Here is a 26,263-nt window from a genome sequence, read left to right as displayed (position 1 = left end):
AAGGCACAATCGTATAATTCCCTGAAGAACGGTAGAAAATCAATCCTCAGAATTTTCCATTTGTATTTTTTTGATTTTCTACCGCAGGGATTTCTTCTATCACATCCCAATGTTCTATGATTTTATTATTTTCAATTCGATATAGGTCATAGAAAGCACAATGTACGTTCTTCTTATAGCCTTCACTGAGTACCAGAACAAAATTCCCTTCTCCTAAAACCTGGTGTACAGCTGTATAATTCTGTTCTTTACCTTCATTTTTCCACTCTTTTAAAACATTAAAAAATTCAGCAACCCCATCCCCCATATCCGGATTATGCTGGATTAAAATATCACCATTAAAAAACTCATGTGCTTTATCAAATTTTTTACCGACAAGCACTTCATTAACAAAAGCTGAGGCTAATCTTTTATTATCTGCTGTTAAGTGGTGATCTATTGCTTTCGTTTTACCGTCTACCATCGTCCTGCCGCTTTTATTGGTTTTCTTTGAATTGGTTTGCAAATTATCCCAATGTTCTACGCTTAACCCATTTTCGAACCGGTGAATATCAAAAGCGACTGTCGGTTCAAATAAATAATAATCAACATGTACAAAACCAATATCACCATCCTGAAATGCCCTGATCACATTGGTATAAACTTTTTCCATTCGCATGAGCTCATGTAATGCTAAAATTGCATCAAATCCATCTGCCACATTTACATTATGCTGTTTATACGATTTCGGGTTAATCAATCCTATTTGTGCTAAAGTTCCGGTCTCGATGCTGTTTTGAATAATCGCTGCCTTTTCTCCGTTAGAAATTTCCATTTTTATAGTTTATTAAATTTGAGCAACAAAGGTATTGTCATCGTACAGCCCATACAATTACGGATAAAAGGTTCATGCAGGGACAATTTTATCCCTACAGTTATTTATATGTACTAATACCTATTTTTGTACCTGTAAAACGGAGGTCATGATGTATGAAAAAAAGATTCCAAAAGATCTTAACTGCGGGATGAGCATAACGCTGGAGATCATTGGGGGGAAATGGAAACCATGCCTGATTGATTCAATAGCTAAAGGCATCAGAAGGCCGGGTGAATTGCATAAAAATCATCCCGATGCCACTAAACGCGTTTTAAATCTTCACTTAAAAGAGTTAGGAGATCATGGTGTGATTACAAAAATCATATACCCTGTACTTCCTTCGAAGGTTGAATATTTTTTAACAGATTTTGGCAAAACTTTATTGCCCCTTATTTCACATATGGAGCAATGGGGAAGTGAGTATATGCCTGTCTTTAATGAATTGCAGAAAAAAAAGCTTAAACACGTTTAAATGTGTTTAAGCCCTTTTATCAGGTTATCTATCATTTAGAAAAAAACTAAGCGATAATCCGTTTGTCTTTTAATTGCTTAAAAGTATCCAGGAAGATTTTAAGACTGTCACCGTTCATTTCATGAAAACCAAATCTCCTTGCTTTATTGACATCAAGAAAAGCATCAACCTCTACATTGAATACAAAATCTCCAAATCCCCATTGAACCAGGGTGTCCAGGTCATAGTTTTCGAGATTGTATTTCTTTATAATCTCTGCCCACAGATTTCTTTTTCCCGGCATATATTCCTGCATTGAAAATGTCTGTGGTTCTGCAACTTCAACTCCAAAAAACTCACCAATCTTTGGCCAAACCTGCGACCAGCGAAAAACATCGCCATTAGTTATATTAAAAATCTCATTGGCTGCGTTTTCTTGCAGTGCCGCCCACTCCAATGATTTGGAAAGAATCTCAGTTCCGGTAACATTGACTAACACCTCGTAAGCTTTAGGAGAGCCGGGGAAGCGCATAGGGATTCCCTCTTCCTTGCATAGTGTCGCATAGGCAGCGATAAGATTTGCAAGGTTCATCGGCGTGCCGACTGTAAACCCAATAACGATATCAGGACGTATTGCCGTCCATGACCAGTTCTTTCCTGCTGATTGCTTCCTTAAATAATCTTCTTGCGCATAATAAAAGTTTGGTGTAATGCTCCTCAGGTCTGTTTCATAAGCAGGTGTTTTATAAATTCCCAGATGAGCGCCATAAGCTTTACCTCCCTGAATGAATAATATACGCTGAAGTCCCGGAGCATTTTTTTCCAGCAGAGGAACAAGGTTTGACAGGATCTTCAAATTTGCTTCCGATTGTTCATAAGGTGTCTTACGTTCTGTATAAGCATTAAAGAAGACATGCGTTACCGCTTTCAATTGATCTGCTACAAGATCCAGAGCTTCTTTATCCTCCAGATCAAGAGCAATGAAATCTGCCGTCGTTTCATAGTTTAATCCCGACCTTGCTGAGGCCAGCACATTCCATTTTCCGGAGTTCATAAGATGCCCGGTTAAATGCCTGCCTATAATGCCATTTGCCCCAATCACTAATGCTGTATTTGTATTCATTGTTTCTCTATTTTAATCCGGTGCAAAATTCGGGAACGAAAATGTATTATAACAATACTAATATCTATAACTATCTATTCATATTTTAATAGATTTGCAATATGGTAAATTTTGAATGGTACCGGACTTTCATTGCGATCTACCAGCAGGGCAACCTGACCAGGGCCGCTCAGGAACTCTCCATTTCGCAGCCTAATGCGAGTGTACACCTTGCCTCATTAGAGCAATATGCCGGTGGAAAACTATTTGACCGGATGCCCAGGAAGATGGTACCTACCGAATTGGGTAAAAAGCTATATATACAAGTAGTAGGTTCAGTTGAAAACCTGTCATTGGTTGAAACTTCTTTTAGAAGAAAGGCACTCAATAACCGTCCTGTGATTAAGCTTGGAAGTCCTCTGGAATTCTTTTTCTCCCAGATTACCCCGCAATTGGAAAATATCTCATCCCAGCTCCATGTTTCTTTTGGTGTGGCCAAAGATCTGATGCAGCAGTTAGCCGAAGGAAAATTAGATCTGGTTATTGCCAGTCAGAAAACTATCGAAAGTAAACACATCTTATATGAACCTATTTTAACAGAAAATTTCATCATCATTGGCAATAAGAATATTGATTTGCAAGATTTCCGGCAGCACTTAGAAAACCAGGACCTGAATGCTATTGAAAAATGGCTCATCAATCAGGAATGGTATGCCTACAGTAACGATCTTGTTTTTATCCGCAGGTTCTGGCTAAAAAACTTCAATAAACGGCCGATCATCTTACCAAAATACATTATCCCAAATCTGAGCGTTATTATTAAGTCAATCGCAGAAGGTGGCGGTATCAGCATCGTTTCGGATTACCTTGCACAGGAGTTTATCAATCAGGAAAAGATCACTGTTATTTGGGATGGAGCAGCGCAGACTTCCAATACCATTTATCTCGCCTATGACAAGAGTAAGATCTCGATTGAAAAAGTAGAAGAAATCAAACGGCTTACTGAAACCATACGATTTCCCAATTTTTAATAGTTTTTATGTCAAGAACTATCAAAAAATATATCTTTTCCAGATATTTATGACAACTTAGAGAAAAAAAAAGATGATAACAGGCCTTTACGAAACACATATTTACGTTGAAAATCTCCAAAACTCAATAGCTTTTTATAAAAATATTCTTGGTCTGGAACAATGCCGTTATGAAGAAGACCGCAAGATTGCTTTTTTTTGGATTGGGAAACCACAGGAAGCCATGCTTGGACTTTGGGAAAAACCTAAAAATGAAATAGATAAGAGACATTTTGCTTTTCGCTGCGATAAAGAATATATATTAAATGAGTCTGTAGACTTTTTAAAAGCACATGACCTTAAACCATATAATTTTTTGAAGAATGGATCTGAACAGCCAATGGTTTTCGCCTGGATGCCGGCAGTAGCGATTTATTTCTTAGATCCGGATGGCCATCAGCTTGAATTTATTTCCATATTAGAAGGAAATGCAAGACCAGAGCTAGGCGTAATTTCGTTCGAAGAGTGGGAGAGAATCAAGACATAGGGTAATGGTCATTGCCGGATTACCCCCTCCTTTCCATACCAGCCTTCAATATCACGAACAGTTCTTCTTTCAGATAAACTGGTTCTACAATCTCCCCGACATCAATAAATCTTAAAAACCACCTTACAAACGATGTCGGATGAGATTTACAATTAAAATACATCAATACAGTTTCACCATTTATAGTTTCTTTGACATAACCGAAGTTATTCCGTTCAGCCGATAAGAAATGAGCATATTTTTTATCAATACTCACTGTAATTTCCGTAAAATACTGGGAATGATAAAGCGCATTTAACTCGTTTATCGAAGGGTGGTCTTTCTCAAAGTATTTTTCCAGGACATCTAATTTTTGTATTCTATCCAATCTGAAATTCCGGTAATCAGATCTGGAATGACAATAGGCCAATAAATACCAATTACCATTTTCATTAAAAACGCCAATTGGTTCTACCGTTCTTAAATTTGGTTTATCGCCCTGTGCATTCTGGTATAAAATCCTGGTCAGTTTCTTGTCTACAGAACTTTTGAGCAAAGCGTCCATAATATTGGGAACATAGTCTTTTGCATCAAATTTTTCCTTAATGAGCAGTTTATCCTGAAGGTGCAGAATTTCATTTTTCTGATGACTATGAAATGCACTCTTGATCTTAGTCAGGACCTGCCCGAAATTTCTTCGGACAGATTCAGTTTCATGATTGCGCATAATTTTTTCTGCAATCATTACGCTCAATACTTCTCCTTCGGTAAACCTGGCTGGAGGAAGCCTGAAACTATCGACTATTGAATAACCAGCTCCAGGGCTGTGGACTATTGGAACTCCTGCACGTTCAAGAATATTAAGGTCCCTATATATAGTTCTTTTGGTTACCTCAAATTTCTCCACTAATTCTTCGATCGTTAAAACAGCTCTCGATTGAAGCAGAAAAAACAGATGAACTATCCTCTCAAATTTTTTTATGTTTTCCATCTTTTACGATTATGAGTTCATCCCTGCATTTAAATCTATATTTTTCAATTTTCGCACAGCAATAGCTATGAAAACTGTTTAGGCAATTTGCCTTCGCTGGTAAACCTGAGGATTTCAGCGACCCGCCGATTTCTTGTCTCTTCTCTTTTGGCAGACAACAGCCAGTAAAAAACAGATTTTTTGACCGAATTACTCAAAGAGGTAAAAAACACTTTGCAGTGGTTGTGCTCATCGAGTATTAAAGCCAGCTCTTTAGGCATTATTAGCTTCTCGACAGCATCCAGCGCATTCCAGGAACCATCATATTTTGCCGCTTCAATAATCCTCAAACCAGCCCCGGTCATTAGTCCAAGCTCAATTAAATTCTCAGCTTTTTCCTTATTAATTTTAGACCAGCCACTTTTAGGGTTTCTTTTTGAAAAAAACTGCATAAACTTCTTCTCATCGATAGGCAGTTTTTTACTGTCTATCCAGCCAAAACAAAGTGCTGTATCTACAGCCTCACCCCAGGAAAGCCCCGGCAACTCCCCTCCCTTAATTTTCTTGTTATAGATTAGCCAAACACCTTTACATTCTAAATGGTTTGATTCAAGCCATTTGCGCCATTGTATATTGTCTGCTGGATATATTGTTAATCTGTCTTCCATAACTGTTGCCTTTGGTATTTTTTGTAAAGAGTGATTTAGTATGGACAAATTTAAGAGTACCAGTGACAACAGTATGTCACCACGATTATTAAAATCCAACTAATTATCAGGATATATATAATTAAAAAAATAATGCAGTTTTTGTGTGACAAACAGTTGTCACTACCTGGATTTAGGTTTGTAGAAATAAACAATAATAAATCAAAAACAATGGAAAAAAGATCAGTTGACCCGTGGAAATGGGGTGAATACACGAATTCAGCTCAGGCAGTTGAGGTTAAAAATGCAGAGAGCACACTTTATTGCTCAGGGCAAGCAGCAATAGATGCAAATGGACAACCTAGTGCAGCAGATATGAGAACTCAGCTCCTGCTTACTATTCATAACCTGGAAGAACTTATTCAGAGCGCAGGTTATAGCTGTGCTGGTATCGTCCGTCTGAATATTTACACCACTTCTGTACAGGATTTCTTTAGTACATGCGCAGATGTATATCAGGATTTTTTACAGAAGTATGGTATAAAACAAGCTACAACCTTATTGGAAGTTAAAGGTCTTTTCGCAACCCTGACGGTCGAACTGGAAGCTACTGTAGTAAGATAAGAAATCAGAATTAAAAAATAAAAATCAGCTTTTCAGATAAGAAAAGCTGATTTTTAAGGCTGAATCTAAAGGATACCCAACCCATCATTAAGTTTAATATTTATGCGCTTTCCGGCTATTAACTTTATCTGATATTTTTACGGATCCGGCTTAAAGACTGAGGTGTTATTCCAAGGTATGAAGCAATATCAGTCAGCGCAATTTTCAAAGCAATTTCAGGTTCCTGCTTAAGAAATAAAGAATATTTTTTTGAAGAATTCCCGTTCAGATAAGTACTTTTCAAATTGACCATTTTTACCATGGAAAGATTTGAAATCTCATTCATCATAATCTTTAAATATGGCAGTTGCTCATATAAACGGTAAAGATCATCCTTATTAATCATCATTACCTCCGTATCGCATGCTGCTTGCAAACTTTGTTCTGCAGGCACATTTCCGTACATGCTATATAAAAAACTTACAAATTGCTTTTCTTTTAGAAAATAATAAGTGATCTCGCTGATTTCATCGTCTGGTATAGTAATTTTCAAGATACCTTTATTGATAAAAAACAGTTGCTTAGTTATCTCGCCCGCACAACAAAGGCGATCACCGGACTTAAAAGACATTCGGGTAAAAGCTGAAAAGATTTGATTTTGTTCACTTTCAGCTATATCTCCAAAATTTAGCAGGTATTTAATCAAAGAATTCTCCATTTCACAAATCTTTATACAGCAAATATCAATCACATATATTAAGAAGATATAATTTTAACGTGATTTCTTACCAATTGTTAAACGTGCAATTCCTTTTTCCTTTTCAAATTTGTACTTGAAATCTATTCCATTTCAAAAATTATTATGACTATGAAAAATTCATTCTGGCTGTTTGGTACACACCTTACAATCATAGAAAGCGAAGAACATACAGACTCTCGCTATGACCTTATTGAAGGTCGTTTCCCTCCTGGGTCTGAAACGCCCCTGCACGTTCACTCCAGATATTCAGAAACTGTATATGTGCTTGAAGGTAAAGTTACAGTCTATACACCAGGCGAGACAAATGTATTATCCACTGGGGATACTTATCATATCCCTAAAAACACGCCACATACAATTGCAAACAGTTCAAAAACAGAACCATTCAGAGCACTGGCTGTTGCTTCTCCAAGCGGATTTGCGAAACTGATCAGGGCAGTTGGTTTTGAAGGATCTGTAAATGATACCCCACCTGAGAAATTCCATGACATGGAACTGGCACTGAGAGTACTGGAAGAAATAGGAGATACAAATATCGGCCCTCCGGGCGCCCGCCCATAATTTACATAACGGTCAGGATAGAGAATATTCTTATCCTGACCGTTTCTATTAGAATCAAACACAGTCATAAATACTATGGCTTTCGGGTTTTATTCTTAGCTGCTAATTTTCTATCTTAAGATTTCAAAAGCCTAAGATGGACTTTACCAAAATTGCGCCCAACCCAGATTTAGATGATTCGAAGATAATCAGGTTCTAACAGACAAATGATCAGATTTTTATATATTCACAATTTTAAAAAGACGATGAAACTAGCAGCTGTTATACAACCTGAGGAATTGATTTTACAAGGTAAAAACGATTTCACCCTTTTCGATGTAAGTGCAGGATCAAAAGTCAGATATGATGAACAGCACTTGGACGGTGCTTTTTATCTGGACTTGAACACAGATCTGGCCGATATTAAAGATTTTGCTGTTGGCGGCAGACATCCACTGCCATCCTTTGAACAATTTGCCCGGCTTTTGGGAAAATACGGAGTTACAAAAGATACGCATGTAATCATTTATGACGATAAAAACGGAGCCAATGCTGCTGCAAGATTCTGGTGGATGCTAAAGTCAATAGGTCATGAAAAAGTGCAGGTGTTGAATGGTGGCTATACTGCAGCGATTAAGGCCGGCTTTGCTGTAACTGCAGATGTTCCCGAAGCGAAATCAACAACCCCCTATCCAATCACAGCATGGCAGTTACCATTGGCAGCAATAGATGAAGTGGAGCTTGCCGGCAATAGTAATCAGTATGTAATTATTGATGTACGTGATGCCAATCGCTTTGCAGGTTTAACCGAACCTATAGATTTAATTGCGGGTCATATACCCCATGCTATAAATATTCCTTTTACTGAGAATCTGGATGCTGAAGGAGCTTTTCTGGCGTCCGAAGTTCTAAGGGAAAAGTATGCAAAAGCACTGGCCGGTTATCAGACCGAAAACGTGATTGTACATTGTGGTTCTGGTGTCACCGCTTGTCATACACTGTTAGCGATAGACTATGCAGGTTTAGAAATACCTAAATTGTATGTGGGTAGCTGGAGCGAGTGGAGCAGAAATAATAAGAAAATGATTTTAGCTTAAATTTTAACCAGTTCCTTATTTTTAAACTAAGCATTTGACACAGGTCAGCATATTCCTTAAAGAATGGCAAGTTTAGATAAACAAATACAAATAACTTACATCAGCAGTGTGAATAAGGCCCTGCAATTTATGGATGAAAATCTTGACACAAATTTGTCTCTGGAAATGATTTCAAAAGTTGCCTGTTTTTCTCCTTTTCATTTTCATAGGATATTTAAGGCGATTACCAATGAGACATTAAATTCTTACATCACCAGAAAGAGAATTGAAAAAATAGCATCGGTTTTAATACGTCAACCAGAAGTAAGTATTACCGAACTTTCACTGCTGTTCGGTTTTAGCAGTAATTCTTCCCTGACAAGAGCGTTCAAAAAACATTACAGGATAAGTCCATCTGAATTCCGTCAACAAAAGAACAGCAGATTTAGCAAGATCAGTAAAATTGAAAGCAAGAATGGACAAGAGCACGTAGTCTTTGAAGAATACATTTGCAGCATTAATCATCTTAAAAATTGGATCGAAATGAATGCAAAAATTGAAATCAGGGAAATCGCTGAGCTGGAATTAGCTTATGTAACAAGTATTGGAAAACAGGGAATTACAACAGCTTATGACACGCTGGTTAAATGGGCAACCCCATTGGGATTACTAAACAATCCTGACACAAAAATGGTTACTATTTATCATGATAGTTTTAAAACTACAAATCCAGAAAAAGTAAGATTAAGTGCATGTATTTTGCTAAATAAGCCTTTTAAGGTGTCAGGGAATATTGGAAAGACCACCATTGAAAAAGGGAAATTTATTGTCGGAAGTTTTGTAATCGGGCTTGCTGAATTTGAAAAATCATGGAATAGTCTTTTTGTATGGATGGCCGAAAATGGATATAAAAAAGCCGACAGATCTCCGTTTGAGCTCTATCACAATGACTACAGGGTACACCCTGAAAAAAAGTGTATTGCAGATTTTTATATACCAATTTTGTAGTATAGCTCAGAAGAAATAGTTCTCTTGTTAATTGTTATACATACAACAATGAACAAGAGAACTATTTCTTCTGTTTCAACTGAAAAACATTCCCTTCCGGATCTTCACCATCACATAACCAATAACCATAATTGTCAAAGGTTTTGATCTGCTTCATCTCTACATTTTGCTTGACAAAATGTGTTCTCATCTCATTAATATCCTGATCTATTTCAAAAACAAGTTTTGCATTGCTATCAAATTTAAATGTCCCTTTACTTTCGTCCCAATATTCATGACCAATTTGATGAAGACCGATCTTACAGCTCCCGGCTTCTAAAAGTGCCCACGACGATTCATATTCTTCGACCACCTTAAAACTAAAAACACTACTGTAAAAAGACTTCAATCTTTCTACATTTTGAACATAAAATATAATCGTATCCAAATTGAATTTTATTTCCATAGCTTATTAGATGAGTATATGAGTATCAGAAGATCCAGAATTGCTGATCGCGTCTAATTATTGAAGAATTTATGGAGATAAGACCATTTAAAAGACCTTTCAGCTGACAGCTCTTTCCATATTAACGTTGCGCCCTGGTTGCTTTATCAAAAGATAATACCAGGTTCTTCTGATCAATCTGTTTTAATGAAAGTTCATGACTATCTTTTCCAAGACCAGCAGTAAAATAAACACTGGATTTAACTGTTTTTCCTTTTTCCAGTCCATCTTCAAATAAAGCGATTCCGAACAGCGTACTGTCTACTTTCGAAGAAGCAATAATGCTTACAGTACCTAAATTATAGTTACCGTTATTTTTTAATGTGATAATTCCGTCTTTATATGTATAACTAAGTCCTTTAACTGTAGCAAGATAAGTTTTGTTCTTACTAGTTACGGGCTGATAAGTTTGTGCATATCCTGAAATTCCAGCAATTAATAAAACTGAGGCTAACAAGATTTTCTTCATGTGATTTTAGGTTTAAACAAAAATAGTTTTTAATGTTACTATTTCAAAAAGTGTTTAATTTTCATTTTTCTTCTGCATCAGCTTGTTTTATAAACTTCATAGACTATTCATATAAACCTCTTTATACAAATGACTAGTTGAGCAGATAACGGACACGGCGGTGTTCAGTAATTATTTATTATGTTAGTGCTACAGATAATTGAAATCAAATGCCTAAAAACAAGAACAACATACCTGTTAATTCAATGACTGATGGCTTCAGTCAGGGCATTTCTGTAGACAGAATCAGGATTAAGAATGCTGACTTCATAACTGCACAGCAGTATGAAGAAGCGAGGTCTTCACACCGGGACGATGGTCATACCTTCCATATCGTGGAGAAAGGCGCCCTTCATATTGAAATTGATTTTCAAAAATATGAAATCGAAGCACCTTCTGTTGTTTATATGCACCCAAGTCAAGTGCACCGCATTTTAGATTTTCAAGAAATTACTGTTTGCTCATTGGCTATTAAGAATGAGAACCTGAATCCTGATTATCTTAAATTTCTGGAAGAAATTGCACCTGCAAAACCTCTGAAATTAACTCAGGAAACGTACTTGATCTTTTCAGATATATTTTCGCTTTGTTTAAGTTTTTCCATTCACAAAAACCATAAACTTCATTTTCCTTTATTAAAGGACAGTTGCAATACTTTAGTTGCTTTTTTAACCTTACAGTTTTTGAACCAAAGCAAGCCGGATGTCAATCTTTCAAGATTTGAAATAGTGACGAAAGGATTCAAACAATTGTTAGAAAGAAATTTTCATACACTGAAACGACCATATGAATATGCGGGTAAGCTAAATATTTCTACAGCTTATCTGAATGAATGTATCAAGAATACTACAGGATTTTCCGTTACACGGAATATTCATGACAGAGTTATCCTGGAAGCAAAACGGCTGCTACATCACACCGGCAAATCTGTGAAAGAAATAGCGTTTGAACTGGGTTATGAAGATTACCCCTATTTTTCAAGAACTTTTACCAAAGCCACAGGCATGTCTGCTTTGTCTTTCAGGAACAAAAACCACGATTAGTCCAATATCTACTATACCTGGTTATCTTTTTAACGTATTTAACTTTCGAGTTTTACACCATAATTTAAAACAGTTAAATAATGGAACGAAATAAAAAAGTGCTCGTATCAGGTGCAAGTTTTGCAGGGCTAACGATAGCTTACTGGATGAATAAAATGGGTTACAAAGTAACTATTGTAGAAATCGGGGGCTATCTTAAAACAGGTGGTACACCTGTGGACATTAAAGATAGTACGGTTGATATTGTCAAACGAATGGGGCTTTTGGAGCAAATAAAAGCCAACAGCTTAAAATTAGAAAAATGGGAATTTAAAAATGCTGACGATATTACAGAAAAAGCTATTCTATTAGATCAGCAAGATAAAGAATCACCTGACAGTGAGTTTGAAATTGAACGGGATGTTTTGCTCCATATGCTTTTTGACACTATAAAAAATGACGTGAGATTCATTTTCGGCAATAGCATTACCGCATTACAAGAAACCGAAGATCATATCACAGTAAGTTTCAAAGATGGCTTACAAGATACCTATGAATTAGTGTTTGGTTGTGATGGTATACATTCGGCAGTTCGAAGAATCTGGTTTGGAAACGAATCAGAATACACTCATTTTTTAGGGCAATACTTTTCCATTGCCATTACCAATAAACTATTAATTGAAGAGAGCACTTTACAGCTTTACGCAGAACCAAATAAAGGTTTTATGCTCAATGCCTACAACAATAAAACAGACATTGTATTTACCTTCAGAACAGCACAGGAAATACCCTATGATTTCCGCGACCAGAATCAAGTTAAGCAAATAGTTTTTGAACAGATGCAGGGTATGAAATGGAGGGCACCAGAATTGAAAGAAGAATTATTAAATTCTGACTCCTTTTACTTCGACAAGTTTTGTCAGATAAAAATGCCTTCCTGGACAAAAGGCCGCGTTGCACTGGTTGGTGATGCAGGTTATTGTGCTTCACCAGCAGCAGGAATGGGTGGTTCATTAGCTATTATAGGTGCTACGGCACTGGCAGATGCTTTTGAAAAATACAATGGTAATTTTGAACTGGCGTTTAATGACTACAACAAAGATTTACGCCCTTTCATAACAGAAGTGCAGGCAGATGCAGTAGATATGCTGGACAAGCTTCTACCAGCAACAGAAGAAGAAGTAAAATGGAGGAATAAGAATGGGTTTTCCATGTAAAAACTGTAGCCTGCAATTCATAATCAGACATAAAAAAGCCGTTTTATTTGTATAAAAACGGCTTTTTAAGCTTAGGCCGGGGTGGTGCTTCCCGAACCATTTTCTATCTGTTTTACAAGTCCTTCCAATCCAATTAATAAGAAATTTTCTCTCCTTCCCAACCGGTACTGCGAAGAAACTGTTCCCAATTAAGGCTATTCTGGTTTGTTTGGCGGCTCCATAATAAGTCACGATCTTTGCCGAAATAACCATATTCCACTGCGTACTCTGCCATCCCCAGAATCTCACTCACTAAAAGTTCATTCGGGCCTAAATCCGGAAAATAATAAAGCATATTCTCCCTTGTGAATGCAGAACTATAAATAGCTTTTTTGCCGGTAACCCGAACAAATGTGTCTACAATTTCCTGAGGTGAAATAATATCGCCAATTACTGGTAGAGATTTACCGGCATATTGACCTGGATTAGAAAAAATCTCCAAAACTGCCGGCCCTGTGGCAGTAAGGGGATCAACAAATGGCGCACGAAAATCCTTTGGTAAATAAATAGGAAATACAAGTGTATCCCCCTCTATAAGAGGAGTGTAAAACTCCATAAAATTAGTGTAAAAAAAAGCCATGCAGATAAATGAGCTTGCGATTGGAAGCGTACGTATATATTCTTCAATCATAGCCTTATCTGTAAAATGAGGAGCAAACTTTTGCCCTTGTGTAATTTTATCTACATTTTCCAGACTGCTAAAGACAAGATGCTGAACCCCTGCTTCAACCGCTGCGTCTGCCAACTCTTTACCCAACTCCATTTCGTGGGTTTGCGGAGGAACAATACCTGGGGTCATCAAGAAAACACCATACGAGCCGCGAAATGCTTCAACGAAGTCTTTTTTATAGCCCAGGTCAAGTGGTATACTCACAAGTTCGGCTCCCAGTCCGGCCAAATAAATGGCCTCTGGTGAATCAATACGCCGGGTAATTCCGCGTACCCGATAACGCCCACTCTGTAACAGCGTATGTGCAGCACTACGTCCCTGTTTGCCCAAAACACCAACTATTGTGATAAGCGGTTTATCTTCTTGTTTCAGTGCTTTTTTTCCTTTTAAATTCGATATCATTCTTTTATTATTTAAGTGAAACCTTATACTATAAAAACTATAGTTGCAAAATTATTTTTAGCACACTACATTTGCAATAACTATCTAAACAGATAGGTTAAAGAATGCCAGATGAAAACAGAATGTATTGGTGATTATATAAAACTAAAGGGGAAAGTTTATCCCTGCACGATAAGTCTTGCGATGAATTTGATAGGTGGCAAATGGAAAGCGGTCATTCTGTATCATTTAAAGGATGCTGAAAAACGTTATAGCGAACTTCGCAAAGAAGTTCCAAATGTTACGGAAATGACATTGAGTTTGCAGTTGAAACAATTAGAAAAGGACGGTTTAGTATTAAGGAAAGTATATGGCAAAAAACCTCCTATTAAAGTTGTTTACAGTCTAACAGATTTTGGAAAAACATTTATACCAGTCCTGGAAATAATTACTAGCTGGGGAAACCAGATAGTTTTAGAAAAGGGTGAATTTGTCAATAACTCTTCTTTACCTTAAAGTGTGATTAATCAGCCACTATCTGTGAAACACCCGGATAAACATACGTTTACTATAATGCAGTACCGTTTTATTCAGTGAGGGCATCACAGCGATAAAAAACAAGACTATGCACAGCACGATAGCAATGGTCAAAAATATGGCCCGGTAACTTAATATTTGTGCCTGAAGGTCTACTGCCCGCCCCAAAGAACTGTAAGCAAGTGAGGTTGCCTGCTCCGTAGGGTATCCTTTGGAACTGAACATTTGTAAATAACTGTTTAGCCTTTCGCTGGTTGCAAAATCAAGAAAACTCACGCGGTTTAAAATGCCTGTTTTATAATTTTTATTAAAGTAAAGCTGCAAGTTGTAAAATCCTGCAATAGATTGAAGGGTGGCATTGAAGCGGGTACATGCGGCAACAAAAATGCCAGTAGTCCCCGTATGTTTCGGTGCAGAAGACAGGATAAAAATAACTACCGGAACAAAAATCAGCCCTCCAGATGCCCCCTGAAGGAATACTGGGATAATTAAATTTTGAAAGGAAAGATCCGGGGTGAATACAAAATACATCCACAGGTGATATATGATCATGATGCTAAACCCCGCAATTAGAAACCCTTTAGTAGAATGGCGGTTCCTGATGATCAACAGCCCTGATAAAATCATAAATATGATAATACCGCTTACATTACAAAGTCCTAAGATCATTAATCGATAAGGGCTCCAACCAAGAACACCGCCAGTATAACTGTATATGAGATTGATAGAATCCTTGAAACCATAATAAATAGCGAGTATGACCAACCCAATTACAAAATTGCGCGATTTAAAAATACTCAAATCAATTAAGGGGCGCCTGATCAAGTATTGTCTGAAAAGAAAGAACAATGTGCCAGAAGCCGCAGCCAGAGAAGAAATTACAATTCTTCTGTCCTGAAACCAATAATATTTTGAGCCATAAACCATGGTATAAGTCAGGGAACCTGCCGCAGCAATGAGCAGCACGAAACCAATCCAGTCTATTTGGTAGAGCGGATATTTTTTATGATCTGAGGTTGATTTTAATGCAAGCAATACGATAACCAGGGTGGCCAGCTGAAAAATGATGGAATAAACATAGACCCGGGTCCAGTCTGAACTATTCACTACCATAGCGGCAGCGATACCTATAACTACTCCATTGCTGAAAATAGACCCATAAAACACTGACGATCCAATGGCCTGCATATGTTCTGTTTTAAGCCTGGAATAGATCAACACGACCATACAACCTGCGATGTTACAAACTACAATACCTTGTAAGAACCGGACAACGAAAAATAAATTAACGTCCCTGACGAAGAGACAAGTCAGACTGAGCAGAATTCCTGCCGTTATGTTTACGATCAAATAATTTCTGGTTTCGAAATAGCGCAAAAAGCGGAACTGTATAGGAAGTATGCCCAATATACCGACATAACATATCTGCATGCCAAATGATAAATCTTCACTTTGAAATCCCAGCAAAGAGACCAGGTAATTCTGGGTCATCGCAAATACCCCGAATTGAACCAGCGAAGACATCAGGATCAGGAATAAGGCGATACGGACACCCCAGTTCCAATCGTTGATCCAGTTCTTAAAATACTGAGGTTTCATCATGATTTTCTTTGTTTCTGAATAGATACGATTACATTCATCCCCACTTTAACGGCATTCATATCGTCCGGATTTAGCTTAATTTTAACTGGAATGCGTTGAACGATCTTTACAAAGTTCCCGCTTGAGTTATCTGGAGGAAGCAAGGAAAATTTAGAGCCGGTAGATCCCGATATCGCCTCAATAGTCCCGCTGTAGTGTGTGCCATCGAGCGCATCTACACTGATATCTACCGCCTGGCCGATGTGCATTCCCCCAACCTGGGTTTCCAGAAAGTTAGCAGTAACCCATTTTTCTTTTTCATTGATAATATAGACCAGAGGTTGTCCGGGTTGTATCTGCTGGCCGGTCAATACAGTTTTTCTTCCCAATCTCCCACTATACGGAGCTGTGATTACCGTATAAGAAAGGTTAATGCGGGCCAGTTCCAGCTGAGCTTCTTTTTTCTTTAAATCAGCCAATAGCAGATCTGTCTTCGATTTAAGTTCAAGAATTCTGGCCTTGCTCGTTGTCAGGCTACTTTTTGAAGCGTTAAAATCACTTACAGCCACATCGTAATGAGCTTTTACCTGCTCGAATTCAGCGCCCGTTACGGCTTCGGCTTTTACCAGGTTCTTATATCTGTTTATGTCCTGCTGACTTTGCCATTGCCGGGCTTTAGCACCTTCAATCTGGTCTTTATTGACTGTTGTAGCTACTTCTGCTGCATACACACTGGCATCCAACATTTTAAGCTGTGCATGGGCATCATCAACTGCGGCCTGCGCCTCCTGTAACCTGGCTTTATATTCACTATCCCCGATTGTGATTAATGTATCTCCCGCCTGAACAGGGAGATGTTCATTAAACCAAACTTTTTTAATGTACCCTCCCGCCCTTGCGGAAACCGGATTGATATTTGCTTCCACCTGTGCATCATTGGTTTCTTCATATTTTTGCATTCGCAATAAATAACTGGCCGCGTAAAATATACCCATCAAAACGACCAGTACTGCCACAATTGAGAGTGCGATATTACCTGCATGAGGTCTTTTTCTTTCCATTTTTATAATCACTAATAGTTCTTAAATTTTGTCCTTCTGTTTTAAAGTCTTCCTGTGGAATAAAGCATCCGGTAATAGATCATCATCGCTTCTACTTGTGAATTGACCAAATTGAACCTTGAACCCTGAAACAGGTTATCAGCATCCAGCAAGTCAGTCAGCAGTGCCAGCTGGTTAAAGTATTTGGTGCTCATGATTTCATAGTTGGATTTAGCCTGCTGAATAGACTTTTGATTCACCCCGATCCGGTTTAGAGCTTCGCTATATTTAATATAATAACTTTCAATTTCCTGAAGTTTATCGTCCAGCTGAGCTTCTTTTTCTTTTTCGGCCCTATTTAAACGCCATTTTACTGCTGCAACTTTGTGCTTATTCTGGTACAAAGAAGAAATACTGTACTGCGCTTTTATGCCAACGAAACCGATAGCATACATTTGATCCACTGCCGGTTTAAAAAGAAAATTCGGATAGTTGAAACCATAGGCCGTCACAAGGTTTAAAGTTGGCATATTATAGCTCCTGGTTAGTTTGAGGATAGATTGATTTAACGCTATCGATTGATCCGATCTTAATATATTAAATGCCCCCTCACCTTTGGTTTTTACTAAAGCTTCTAATTCATCGGCAGAAGGTTTAATCATAGCGGCAGAATCCTTGGGAAGGATAAGGGTAGATTGCGGTAGATTCAACAGAACGGCCAGCTTTTGACCCGAGATCCTGATATCATTCCCTGTTGAAGCTAAATCAAGCTGAACATTTGACAGCATCACCTCTGCTCTCAATACATCACTTTTCGTTACTTTTTGATTTTTGTAAAGTGTTTTAATATTCTTCAGGCGAAGCTCTGCCCGCTTAAGCTGATCGGCAGTAAACCTTTTAAGGTCATATAACCTGATTAGTCCCAGATAATAAGAAGCCGCCTGTAATTTAATACTGCCAGATCGTTCTTTTACATTCAAAGAAGCTATATTAGTTTTAACAGATTGCTGCTCTTGTATGGCTTTGATTCTCCCCCCACTATATACATTAAAAATGCCTTCCAATCCTAAGCTGGCCTCGTTTAGTGTTGGATACCTTGGAGCAGAACTGCGTCCGCCTAAACCATCTTCATATACAGATAGATTTGAATAACGAAGATAGGACGCTTTTGCTTCAAACTGCGGGAGCGCCATTAGTCTGGCATCTTTTTTCTCGGCTTGTGCAGCTAATTCTTCCGTTTTATCAATGTCTATCCATTTATTCTTTGCTCCGGCAAGTGTAAGTGCTTCTTCTAAAGAAAGTTGCTTTACGTTTTCATTCTGGGTATAGCTTTGTCCGTAACTGGTAAAAACGCCAAATAATAAAGTTGATATACATAAAATTAGTATTAGAATAAGCTGGGTTTTAAATTTCATTGCGGATTAATTTTTCGTCGGTACAAAACTACCCGCATTACAATCGCGCCTGATGAGCAAACCCGAAAAATACTGGTACTTTTCGTGCATATAACATCTATCCAAAACGATTTGTCGTTTTCAATTGTCTACTTTTGCATTGTACTTTCAGATCTGTTGCCAATGGATACCTCAAAGACTAAAGGAATTAAACACATATCATCCGCTGAATATATCAGCCGTTTTGTAAATACCTATTCGACTGCACAGTTTAAGAATGCAATGGTACAGGTATACGATTATCAAAACCATTCTAAATTCTTAAAAACACCAACCACACTTTTCAGGCCGGATTACAATTATGTTATTTATCTTAAAAGTGGTTTCATTAAAAAACAACTGGGTACAGAGATGAAATGTATTGAAGCTCCTGCTGTGGTTTTTGTTGGTGCAGGCCATGTAGTTGGAATGAATGAAGTATCTGCTGATCCGGAGGGAACTATTGTAGTCTTTGAGAACGATCTATTAAATGAAATTCTTTCCAGACAGGATCTGCTTAAATTGTTCGACATCAATCCTATCATCAAACTGAATAAAAAAACAAGTCCATATATTGGAGCATTAAGTGATCTTCTATTGCATGAATATCAGGAAAATAAACCGGATATACAGATCATTACCCCTTTACTGCAGGCGATGTTCCAAAAGCTGTTAAGCTTATCTGACCGCCATTTTGTTCTTTCACAGAGCCATTTAATTGCCCTTCGTTTTAAGGAGCTGGTCTATAGAAATTTTGTACAGGAAAAAAGTGTTTCCTATTACGCCAGGGAAATGGCCATTACTGAAAACTACCTGAATAGATGTTCTAATCAGATTTTAAACAAATCAGCAAAAAAATTCATCATTGAAGTCACAGTTTTACAAAGCAGGATTTTACTTCAGGATATGGGAAAGCATGTTGCTGAAATTGCAAATGAACTTAATTTTGACGATCCGGCATACTTTGCCAGAATATTTAAAAAAGTAACAGGTATTTCACCATCAGATTATAAAAAACAAATACTAAATAATTTATAGCATGGCCATTAAATGTATATTTCAGGAAAATCAAGCAATACTTAGGTAAACTTAACGTACTACTATTTCCATCTGCCCAGGGTAATGCAACTGGATCAAGATAATCAGAAACAATAGCATATGTCTCTACAGATAATGCTCCCACAGCTATATTTTTGGTTCCTGGCTCTATACAAAGAGCTGAAAGTGTAGCTGTTAAAACTTTTCGATCTGGAATTCCTGATGGATTACTGACCAGACCAGAACTATAACAAGAAGATTGGAATTATGAGGATGTCCATGATACTGTTAGTTCAGAAGGAAGGTTCGAAATAGCATAAGACTGATCTTCGTCTTTTGTGATGAACAAGAATTTTCACATTGAAGGTTCCATCGCCCTTTTTTTCGTGATCGGCGTACACTTTTGCGCTTACAGTAGCCATAATCAGTTGCATAAGCACGCAAATCTTAGTTATGATTTTGTAACGCTTTTGCGTGAAGTTGAACAAAAAATCCTGTTGAACCTGCCATTTGGACTAAGCCAAAGTCAGTGCTGTAAGGGATCAGGTCATCAACTTGTGGAGCAGTCTCTTTTTAAGCATAAATTCTGACACGCTAAACAGAAAGTCTTTGCTATCAGGGATGCTCTTATGGCTCTGGAAGTTGCTTTGAAAGCTTTCAATTTGCATGGGAATGACTCAGCCGAAACAAGGCCGTGTTGTTAGTAAATAGATTCAAAATAGCTAAATAATCAATCTATACCGGCCGGGTACTGCCTGAGTACTGTCCGGGTACTCGTTAGGGTAAGAGCAGTGTTAAAGTAACGTAAGAGCATGGCAAGTCCAAGTAAAAACAACTAGTTGAAATGACATAGAGTTACTATGCTTAAAGGCTGTTTACAACGTGGTGTCACCCCGATCTCTATTCAGGCACAACCAAATCATAACCGGATGAAGATTAATGAAATTATAATTTTCCCTTTGACTAACCCATGGACAATTGCGGACAATTGCAGACAGCTGCGGACAATTACGGACATTTTTTACTCACCAGGATAATCTTTAACGCGAATAGCTTACATTGGTGGAAAAGCATTTATTTATTATGGGAAGTTTAAAGGGTAAATTTTCAAAGGGAATCCTGGGCGGTTTCATTTTTAAAGCAGTAGTCTGGAGTACAGGTTGTTTCAAAAGTTCTGTACCGGGCATAATGAAACAATCAATGGAAACCTTTGGACTTGATCCCATTTTAACCTGTTCAGGTATAAAAGCAAAGCCTTTCCCCAACTCCATTAGAAATTGCTGTAGATGATTAATTAGGGCTGTTTCTATTTTATTCTCTGAGATCTTGGTCTCCATTGGTAAGCCCAAAAATTCAAATATATAAGGATCTTTTATTAATTGTTGAGCTCTTGGAATTTCTTGCTTACTCGTATCTAATACACGTCCGATATACTGAGACGTGATATTACGCTGTAAGGTATGTGTATTCCAACCAGATTCAATTGTATGCAAGACATATTAATTTCTCAAACTTTCAGTTTCCAAACGACTTATAATTCTATAATGAGTCCAACTCAATTCGTGACGCAGTGCGCCACGAATTGGAAAAGCGATATAAAAATTGCCGGATATTTCTTAGATTACTTTCATCAAAACCTTTTCCAAATTCAAGCGTAAGCTGTTCAGCTAAATTTCTTAACACACCTTTTCCGTATATCGCCTTAGCATCCCCATGCTGTTCATCCTCAACTATAAGATAGCCAATTTGCCAGTACATCTCCAACAAAATGGCATTGCTACTTTGATATGCTTTTGCCTGGCATGAGTTACAATTTCAGTAATTTGCTTAAAAAGAATACTCGATTTTTCTAGTTCTCCCATGTAAAAGTAATTTCATCTAGTCAAAATTACGTAGAATAACTTTAATAAACCCACATAAGACATCGCTCAAGAATCCTGGAATGACATTAAAACCAAGCTTAAAAAGCCGTTCTTCTTATCGAAAAACGGCTTTTTAAGCTTGGACCATGATGGGCTCGAACCATCGACCAAAAGATTATGAGTCTTATAGACTCGAAATATGCTTTAGGCAAAAAATCATCCTTTTCTGCTCAAACAAAGCACTAATTTAGTACTTATTATCTGTTTGTTAAAACGCTTACGTTACACATGAGTTACACAAAATTTAAAGTTTTAAGCTATCCGCTTTGGTGCCAGGCTCTAAACAATATATTATAAAGTAACCGGACGAGTACCTCGAGTACATTGCAATGTATGAGGAAGGGCAAGCTTAAATTTATAATTAAGCAGTCGTATCTGTAAATACACGCAAACAATTTAAATAATTCAATGATTATTAAGGACAAATGCAAAACGATCGAAGGTATCTACAGCGGTTTCTATTACTTCCTGCTGTGCCGACGCCATGATATTTTTATTCAGAGACTCCATAAAACAAGCCCATTTAATTGGGGTCTCGGACCCGTATCCGGAGAAAAATGAAGTGCCTGTTGTAATCCCATACTTCTTCAGCATCTGAACGATAATTGGTCCGCCCATAATAGAACCCTCCATTACATATAATGCGCCGAGTGCCTGGACCGGGTTATTAATCTCTGGGACTTTGGGAACAGGAATATCATCGGTTGTTCCTCCAAGGCTAATGATGTCCTTTGCTAAAAACCCGGAGTGCCGGCGCTCCGCACGGTCAGGTAAAATTTCATCGGTAATAAAAGGTTCTATAGCATGCTCCAGGCGATTGAAGTAAGTATAAAATTGCTTAAGCAGTTCAACATAATCTTTTTGGCTTCGTATAGATTTCAACTTTGCTACAACTATTTTTTCTAATTGTTGATGAGCAAACGCAGATCGTTCTTTTAAGGTTTCTTGTAACATATCAGTATTAAATATAACATTCAGGATGATTGATTAAAGCTCATTAGCCTTTTTACTAAGGCGTTTGAAATCTTATATCGTTTATAAAGTTTTTATCAGTAAGTGTTTTTAAAAATGCCAGGATTTTGTTTTGTTCTTTAAAGCTTAGTGAGATACCTAACCTGGCATTACTTTTTAGCTCCGGATCGAGGTTGGGATTAGGTTGTACACCGTGGTCATAGTGTGCCAAAACCTCATTAAGTGTCGCAAATCTTCCGTCATGCATATAAGGAGCTGTTACCTCCAGGTTTCTTAGAGAGGGTACACGGAATTTCCCAACGTCTGTAGCAGTTCGTGTTAAACTGTCTCTTCCCTTGTCCAGAGACCGAACATCTAATCCATTGTTACGATAAGTTCGGTCAGTGAATAATGGTTCCTGATGGCAGGATTTGCATTTTTGTCTAAATAGAATATAACCCTCCTGTTCTTCATCGTTGAAATTACCACCTGGCTCTTTACGTATGTACTTATCATATTTAGAATTAGCAGAAACCAGCATGGCCATAAATTGAGTAAGAGCATTTAAGATATATTTTGATTTGATAGTGCTATCTCCAAAAGCTTTTTTAAATAGCACCGGGTATACTTTTATTGCCTGAAGTCTCGCGCTGATATGATCAAAATCGTTCGCCATTTCGCAGGGATTGATAATTGCATTATGAGAGGAAAGATCAAACTGGTCGATTCGCCCGTCCCACATATATCCACGCTGCCAGGCTAGGTTGAACAAGCCGGGTGCATTCCGGTTACCAGCACATCCTTTAACGCCACGGCTGACCGGGCGGTTAAAATTTGAGAATGCGGAGGATGATTGGTGACAGCTGCCACAGGATATCGATTGATCCAATGATAATTGACGATCATAAAAAAGAAGACGGCCCAATTTAAATCCTGTCGGCGTCAATAAATTTCCTTTAAAATCATATATCGGTTTTGGAAAATTATTGGGCACTAAAAACTCGACTTTTTCTTCGCTTAGGTTGTAATCAATCTTGGTTGGCTGAAGATTAAATGCAAAATAGCCGATGATAAGATTGATCAGTAAAAAAATAATTGTAATTTTTTTTTTCATTAGATGCACATAATCAAATTAGGAACAAACGCATACTAAGGTTGACCATAGCTCACCCATTCAAGAGATGTAACTTACCTAAGCCGGCATCTTTCAAAGAAGTTCTGAAAGTTCGGCGGTAATCAGATGGCGTAGTCATCAGTAGCCTTAAAAAAGTTCTCCGCATAGAACTAAGGCCGCCTAATCCACACAGCTCAGCAATATTTTCGAGTGAATTATCTGTGTCTTCCAGAAATTTTCTAGCTTGCTCGACCCGGACTTTTTCAACAAATTTAGCTGGGGGCATGCCAGTTTGCTTATGGAATACCCTGGTAAAATTTCGCGGGCTAATATTTAAGTGGTCTGCGATTCGCCGAACGTCCAATGTCTCATGTAAGTGTTCTAAAACCCAATTACCTAACTTTTGGCTTAGACCAGAATTGTTATAAGAAGGAAGCAAGCTACCAAACTGACTTTGATACCCGGGTCTGTACAGATAAACCACTAATTCTCGGGCCACCTTCAGGGCAAGTTCTTTTCCAAAGTCCTCCTCGACCATTGCCAAAGCCATATCTACTCCTGATGAGACGCCACCTGAAGTGTAAATATAACCGTCCTTGGTAAAAAAGAAATTAGTGTCAACGTTTAATTGCGGGTAATTGTGCTTTAATTTTTCGTTAAGGTTCCAGTGCGTGGTAACCTTTCGGTTGTTTATAAGACCTGCCTTTGCCAGAGCAAACGTGCCTGCACATACTGAAGCGATCCGACGCGTATTTTTTTCTGTTCTTTTAGCAAGCCATGTATAAAATGGCTGAAATAGGTCAGAAGGACTTTCCTGGAACTCATAATTGCAAATAATGAGTGTATCTATGCTTGACTTGATATCCATTGCACTGACATCACATAAAATTTTCATTCCTGCTCCGCTGGTAACCATTTTATCAACAGTAGGTGTAACAATTTGTACATCATATTCTCCGTTCAACCCATATTCTTTAAGAAATATATTGGTAGTGGTAAATACGTCTGAAGGACCTGCAAAATCAATAAGCATACGACCTGTCATCGCAACGATGACGACCTTTTTTTTCTGATTCATATTACCGGATATAAAAACCTCATCTTTCATGACAACAAATTTACCAGTTGATTTAGTTGTCTCAAAGGACATAAATAGCGCATTTTAGGCCATTTTAAAAAATCATAAGAAATCTCCTCAATAAATAATATAAATATATAAACAATTGATTATTAGATTCTTAAAATTTATTTTAAATCTTATTTTGTCGAAATATATTTAAATTTGGCGTTTCAAATACTTGACATTTAAAGATTCATGACGACTTGGAATTAGGAAATCCCAGCAAAACATGAATAACTTTGCGCCATACTAATCGGTATGGAAATGTTCAAAGCAGAATTAACCAGGATAGAAATTTTAAGAAAATCATTTGACCTGATCTATAAAAATGGTTATCAGGCGACAAGTATTGATGAAATTCTCGCAACAACCAAAGTAACGAAAGGTGCATTTTACTACCATTTCAAAAGCAGGGAAGAAATGGGTATGGCGCTTATATCAGATGTCATGCACAAGGAGCTTTGGCCGGCTGTAAAAAAATCCATCAGTACCACCAAAGATTTCAGAAAGAATCTTTATAAGATGCTGAGAAACCTTCTTATAGAACATCCTGTTCTGACTTGCGAATATGGTTGTCCATCAGTAAACCTGATCCAGGAAATGGCACCCTTACATGAACATTTTCGTAAAGCACTAAAAAAAAATTTAAGTGAATGGCAGAAGGTTATCGAGGAAGAGATCGTCAGAGCTCAGAGTGCAGGTCAATTAAGTGCAGATCATGATTCCCAAAATATTGCCTTGTATGTGATCACTTTATATCATGGGGCCCGAAACATGGGAAAAGTGCTCGGAAAAGCCTATTACATGACTTTTTTGGGGGAGTTTGACAATTATCTTCACTCATTAAAGTAATATTTTTTAAATAACATAGTACGTATATCTTAAAAGTTCAATAATGACAATTCAAATCTCTTGCCTAAAAACATACCATATAGTATGTTATTTCACTTTAACTGATCACTTAATTATGATATCATTTGACAACTATTTCAAATGGTTAGCACTGGAACCAACTGCGTTAATGAATCCGACTGTTAACACCATATTTTTAAATTGATGCTACAAAGAAATTATAAACAGGTCACATGGCTACTCACTATTGCTATCAATGGTCTAATTTCGCTTGCCTTTTTCTTGCCCAAGATCTCTTCATTTAAGGGATACGACTTTTCAAAGCTTCCGCTCATAAACGCTATTCTTAACGGTCTGACCTTCCTTGCTTTATTGATTGCGCTATGCGCGATACGTCGTAAAAAAATACGCTTACACCGAACCTCTGTGTTCCTTGCTTTCTCATTTACCTCCTTATTTCTGTTTTCATACCTGCTTTATCATTTTTCTACACCCTCTACCAATTATGGTGGTGAAGGTATACTTAGGGTAGTTTATTTTTTCATTTTAGTCACTCATATCTTTTTTGCTGCCCTGGTCGTGCCACTTGCCCTGTTATCCATAGCATTGGGATTAAACAATCAAATTAGCCGGCATCGCAAAATTGCCAAATGGACAATGCTGATCTGGTTATACGTCAGCTTTACAGGTGTAATTGTATACTTACTTATTTCACCTTATTACCATTATTATGCATGAAGGCATAACAGACAGGTCCGGTAAAAAAGCTAATGGTGAAATTTAACTCATCGCTCATTTTAGTACA

29 protein-coding genes are annotated in these 26,263 nt (G+C 37.6%); 13 read left to right on the top strand and 16 right to left on the bottom strand.

The window, feature by feature from the left end; all coding sequences use genetic code 11:
* Nucleotides 1-46: 46 nt before the first annotated feature.
* Entirely contained in the window at nucleotides 47-814 is a 768-nt protein-coding gene (locus HDE68_RS01355; RefSeq protein WP_183878157.1) for a hypothetical protein, read from the bottom strand.
* Nucleotides 815-962: 148 nt separating this feature from the next.
* On the opposite strand from HDE68_RS01355, the gene HDE68_RS01350 reads away from it, so the two are divergent.
* Nucleotides 963-1,328 carry a winged helix-turn-helix transcriptional regulator gene (locus HDE68_RS01350; protein ID WP_260171557.1) on the top strand — a complete coding sequence of 122 codons (366 nt, stop codon included), beginning with the start codon at nucleotides 963-965 and terminating at the stop codon, nucleotides 1,326-1,328.
* A gap of 46 nt (nucleotides 1,329-1,374) precedes the next feature.
* On the opposite strand, the gene HDE68_RS01345 is transcribed toward HDE68_RS01350, so the two are convergent.
* Nucleotides 1,375-2,430 (bottom strand): SDR family oxidoreductase, encoded by a 1,056-nt coding sequence (locus HDE68_RS01345; protein ID WP_183878155.1) that lies wholly within the window; start codon nucleotides 2,428-2,430, stop codon nucleotides 1,375-1,377.
* A 101-nt stretch (nucleotides 2,431-2,531) separates the two neighbouring features.
* Here HDE68_RS01345 and HDE68_RS01340 point away from each other — a divergent pair, with 101 nt between their 5' ends.
* A complete protein-coding gene (locus HDE68_RS01340; protein ID WP_183878152.1) occupies nucleotides 2,532-3,440 on the top strand; it encodes a LysR family transcriptional regulator in 909 nt (302 codons plus the stop codon).
* 73 nt (nucleotides 3,441-3,513) lie between these two features.
* Complete coding sequence (locus HDE68_RS01335) at nucleotides 3,514-3,966, top strand: VOC family protein (RefSeq protein WP_183878150.1); 453 nt, start codon at nucleotides 3,514-3,516, stop codon at nucleotides 3,964-3,966.
* Between the two features lie 19 nt (nucleotides 3,967-3,985).
* On the opposite strand, the gene HDE68_RS01330 is transcribed toward HDE68_RS01335, so the two are convergent.
* On the bottom strand, nucleotides 3,986-4,936 hold the full coding sequence (locus HDE68_RS01330) for a helix-turn-helix transcriptional regulator (RefSeq protein WP_183878148.1): 951 nt from the start codon (nucleotides 4,934-4,936) through the stop codon (nucleotides 3,986-3,988).
* 65 nt (nucleotides 4,937-5,001) lie between these two features.
* Entirely contained in the window at nucleotides 5,002-5,583 is a 582-nt protein-coding gene (locus tag HDE68_RS01325; RefSeq protein WP_183878146.1) for a YdeI/OmpD-associated family protein, read from the bottom strand.
* Nucleotides 5,584-5,793: 210 nt separating this feature from the next.
* Between HDE68_RS01325 and HDE68_RS01320 the strand changes: the two genes are divergently transcribed.
* Nucleotides 5,794-6,186 (top strand): RidA family protein, encoded by a 393-nt coding sequence (locus HDE68_RS01320; protein WP_183878144.1) that lies wholly within the window; start codon nucleotides 5,794-5,796, stop codon nucleotides 6,184-6,186.
* A 124-nt stretch (nucleotides 6,187-6,310) separates the two neighbouring features.
* Here the strand turns inward: HDE68_RS01320 and HDE68_RS01315 are convergent, their stop codons facing one another.
* Nucleotides 6,311-6,883 (bottom strand): Crp/Fnr family transcriptional regulator, encoded by a 573-nt coding sequence (locus HDE68_RS01315; RefSeq protein ID WP_183878142.1) that lies wholly within the window; start codon nucleotides 6,881-6,883, stop codon nucleotides 6,311-6,313.
* A gap of 150 nt (nucleotides 6,884-7,033) precedes the next feature.
* Between HDE68_RS01315 and HDE68_RS01310 the strand changes: the two genes are divergently transcribed.
* The 3 genes from HDE68_RS01310 to HDE68_RS01300 all read left to right on the top strand — a co-directional run bounded on the left by HDE68_RS01310 (nucleotide 7,034) and on the right by HDE68_RS01300 (nucleotide 9,549).
* On the top strand, nucleotides 7,034-7,486 hold the full coding sequence (locus HDE68_RS01310; protein ID WP_183878140.1) for a cupin domain-containing protein: 453 nt from the start codon (nucleotides 7,034-7,036) through the stop codon (nucleotides 7,484-7,486).
* A gap of 245 nt (nucleotides 7,487-7,731) precedes the next feature.
* Nucleotides 7,732-8,562 carry a sulfurtransferase gene (locus HDE68_RS01305; RefSeq protein WP_183878138.1) on the top strand — a complete coding sequence of 277 codons (831 nt, stop codon included), beginning with the start codon at nucleotides 7,732-7,734 and terminating at the stop codon, nucleotides 8,560-8,562.
* 63 nt (nucleotides 8,563-8,625) lie between these two features.
* Nucleotides 8,626-9,549, top strand: coding sequence for a GyrI-like domain-containing protein (locus HDE68_RS01300; protein WP_183878136.1), 924 nt, complete (start codon nucleotides 8,626-8,628; stop codon nucleotides 9,547-9,549).
* A 61-nt stretch (nucleotides 9,550-9,610) separates the two neighbouring features.
* Here HDE68_RS01300 and HDE68_RS01295 read toward each other — a convergent pair whose 3' ends face one another.
* Together HDE68_RS01295 and HDE68_RS01290 are read right to left on the bottom strand one after the other, a co-directional pair.
* On the bottom strand, nucleotides 9,611-9,994 hold the full coding sequence (locus HDE68_RS01295; protein ID WP_183878135.1) for a VOC family protein: 384 nt from the start codon (nucleotides 9,992-9,994) through the stop codon (nucleotides 9,611-9,613).
* 121 nt (nucleotides 9,995-10,115) lie between these two features.
* Nucleotides 10,116-10,502, bottom strand: coding sequence for a hypothetical protein (locus HDE68_RS01290; RefSeq protein WP_183878133.1), 387 nt, complete (start codon nucleotides 10,500-10,502; stop codon nucleotides 10,116-10,118).
* Nucleotides 10,503-10,711: 209 nt separating this feature from the next.
* Here HDE68_RS01290 and HDE68_RS01285 point away from each other — a divergent pair, with 209 nt between their 5' ends.
* Together HDE68_RS01285 and HDE68_RS01280 are read left to right on the top strand one after the other, a co-directional pair.
* Complete coding sequence (locus HDE68_RS01285) at nucleotides 10,712-11,584, top strand: helix-turn-helix domain-containing protein (RefSeq protein WP_183878131.1); 873 nt, start codon at nucleotides 10,712-10,714, stop codon at nucleotides 11,582-11,584.
* 80 nt (nucleotides 11,585-11,664) lie between these two features.
* Nucleotides 11,665-12,780: an FAD-dependent monooxygenase gene (locus tag HDE68_RS01280; RefSeq protein ID WP_183878129.1), complete on the top strand. Its 1,116-nt coding sequence runs from the start codon at nucleotides 11,665-11,667 to the stop codon at nucleotides 12,778-12,780.
* 133 nt (nucleotides 12,781-12,913) lie between these two features.
* On the opposite strand, the gene HDE68_RS01275 is transcribed toward HDE68_RS01280, so the two are convergent.
* Nucleotides 12,914-13,891: an NmrA/HSCARG family protein gene (locus tag HDE68_RS01275; protein WP_221300644.1), complete on the bottom strand. Its 978-nt coding sequence runs from the start codon at nucleotides 13,889-13,891 to the stop codon at nucleotides 12,914-12,916.
* Nucleotides 13,892-14,002: 111 nt separating this feature from the next.
* On the opposite strand from HDE68_RS01275, the gene HDE68_RS01270 reads away from it, so the two are divergent.
* On the top strand, nucleotides 14,003-14,386 hold the full coding sequence (locus HDE68_RS01270; protein WP_183878127.1) for a winged helix-turn-helix transcriptional regulator: 384 nt from the start codon (nucleotides 14,003-14,005) through the stop codon (nucleotides 14,384-14,386).
* Between the two features lie 18 nt (nucleotides 14,387-14,404).
* Here the strand turns inward: HDE68_RS01270 and HDE68_RS01265 are convergent, their stop codons facing one another.
* Genes HDE68_RS01265 through HDE68_RS01255 form a run of 3 tightly spaced genes read right to left on the bottom strand, consistent with a single transcriptional unit; the run spans nucleotide 14,405 to nucleotide 18,443 of the window.
* Nucleotides 14,405-16,009 (bottom strand): MFS transporter, encoded by a 1,605-nt coding sequence (locus HDE68_RS01265; RefSeq protein ID WP_183878125.1) that lies wholly within the window; start codon nucleotides 16,007-16,009, stop codon nucleotides 14,405-14,407.
* Nucleotides 16,006-17,049, bottom strand: a complete 1,044-nt coding sequence (locus HDE68_RS01260) for an HlyD family secretion protein (protein ID WP_221300643.1) — start codon at nucleotides 17,047-17,049, stop codon at nucleotides 16,006-16,008. Before HDE68_RS01260 ends, HDE68_RS01265 begins: the two co-directional genes overlap by 4 nt.
* Before the next feature lie 41 nt (nucleotides 17,050-17,090).
* Nucleotides 17,091-18,443 carry a TolC family protein gene (locus HDE68_RS01255; RefSeq protein ID WP_183878123.1) on the bottom strand — a complete coding sequence of 451 codons (1,353 nt, stop codon included), beginning with the start codon at nucleotides 18,441-18,443 and terminating at the stop codon, nucleotides 17,091-17,093.
* Between the two features lie 162 nt (nucleotides 18,444-18,605).
* On the opposite strand from HDE68_RS01255, the gene HDE68_RS01250 reads away from it, so the two are divergent.
* Nucleotides 18,606-19,499: a helix-turn-helix domain-containing protein gene (locus HDE68_RS01250; RefSeq protein WP_183878121.1), complete on the top strand. Its 894-nt coding sequence runs from the start codon at nucleotides 18,606-18,608 to the stop codon at nucleotides 19,497-19,499.
* A gap of 1,040 nt (nucleotides 19,500-20,539) precedes the next feature.
* Here the strand turns inward: HDE68_RS01250 and HDE68_RS01245 are convergent.
* The 5 genes from HDE68_RS01245 to HDE68_RS01225 all read right to left on the bottom strand — a co-directional run bounded on the left by HDE68_RS01245 (nucleotide 20,540) and on the right by HDE68_RS01225 (nucleotide 24,636).
* Nucleotides 20,540-20,992: a PDDEXK nuclease domain-containing protein gene (locus tag HDE68_RS01245; RefSeq protein ID WP_183878119.1), complete on the bottom strand. Its 453-nt coding sequence runs from the start codon at nucleotides 20,990-20,992 to the stop codon at nucleotides 20,540-20,542.
* 46 nt (nucleotides 20,993-21,038) lie between these two features.
* Complete coding sequence (locus tag HDE68_RS26675; protein ID WP_411267905.1) at nucleotides 21,039-21,257, bottom strand: DUF1016 N-terminal domain-containing protein; 219 nt, start codon at nucleotides 21,255-21,257, stop codon at nucleotides 21,039-21,041.
* 569 nt (nucleotides 21,258-21,826) lie between these two features.
* Entirely contained in the window at nucleotides 21,827-22,375 is a 549-nt protein-coding gene (locus tag HDE68_RS01235; protein WP_183878117.1) for a biliverdin-producing heme oxygenase, read from the bottom strand.
* 55 nt (nucleotides 22,376-22,430) lie between these two features.
* On the bottom strand, nucleotides 22,431-23,486 hold the full coding sequence (locus HDE68_RS01230; protein ID WP_183878115.1) for a cytochrome-c peroxidase: 1,056 nt from the start codon (nucleotides 23,484-23,486) through the stop codon (nucleotides 22,431-22,433).
* 52 nt (nucleotides 23,487-23,538) lie between these two features.
* Nucleotides 23,539-24,636 (bottom strand): GlxA family transcriptional regulator, encoded by a 1,098-nt coding sequence (locus HDE68_RS01225; protein WP_183878113.1) that lies wholly within the window; start codon nucleotides 24,634-24,636, stop codon nucleotides 23,539-23,541.
* A 228-nt stretch (nucleotides 24,637-24,864) separates the two neighbouring features.
* On the opposite strand from HDE68_RS01225, the gene HDE68_RS01220 reads away from it, so the two are divergent.
* Entirely contained in the window at nucleotides 24,865-25,458 is a 594-nt protein-coding gene (locus HDE68_RS01220; protein WP_183878111.1) for a TetR/AcrR family transcriptional regulator, read from the top strand.
* Between the two features lie 204 nt (nucleotides 25,459-25,662).
* Entirely contained in the window at nucleotides 25,663-26,196 is a 534-nt protein-coding gene (locus HDE68_RS01215) for a DUF420 domain-containing protein (RefSeq protein ID WP_183878109.1), read from the top strand.
* The last annotated feature ends 67 nt before the right edge of the window (nucleotides 26,197-26,263 follow it).

It is taken from the genome of Pedobacter cryoconitis, from assembly GCF_014200605.1.
Lineage (GTDB): Bacteria > Bacteroidota > Bacteroidia > Sphingobacteriales > Sphingobacteriaceae > Pedobacter > Pedobacter cryoconitis_B.
The sequence above is the reverse complement of the archived record's forward strand: the minus strand, read 5'-3'. Positions and strand labels throughout refer to the sequence as shown.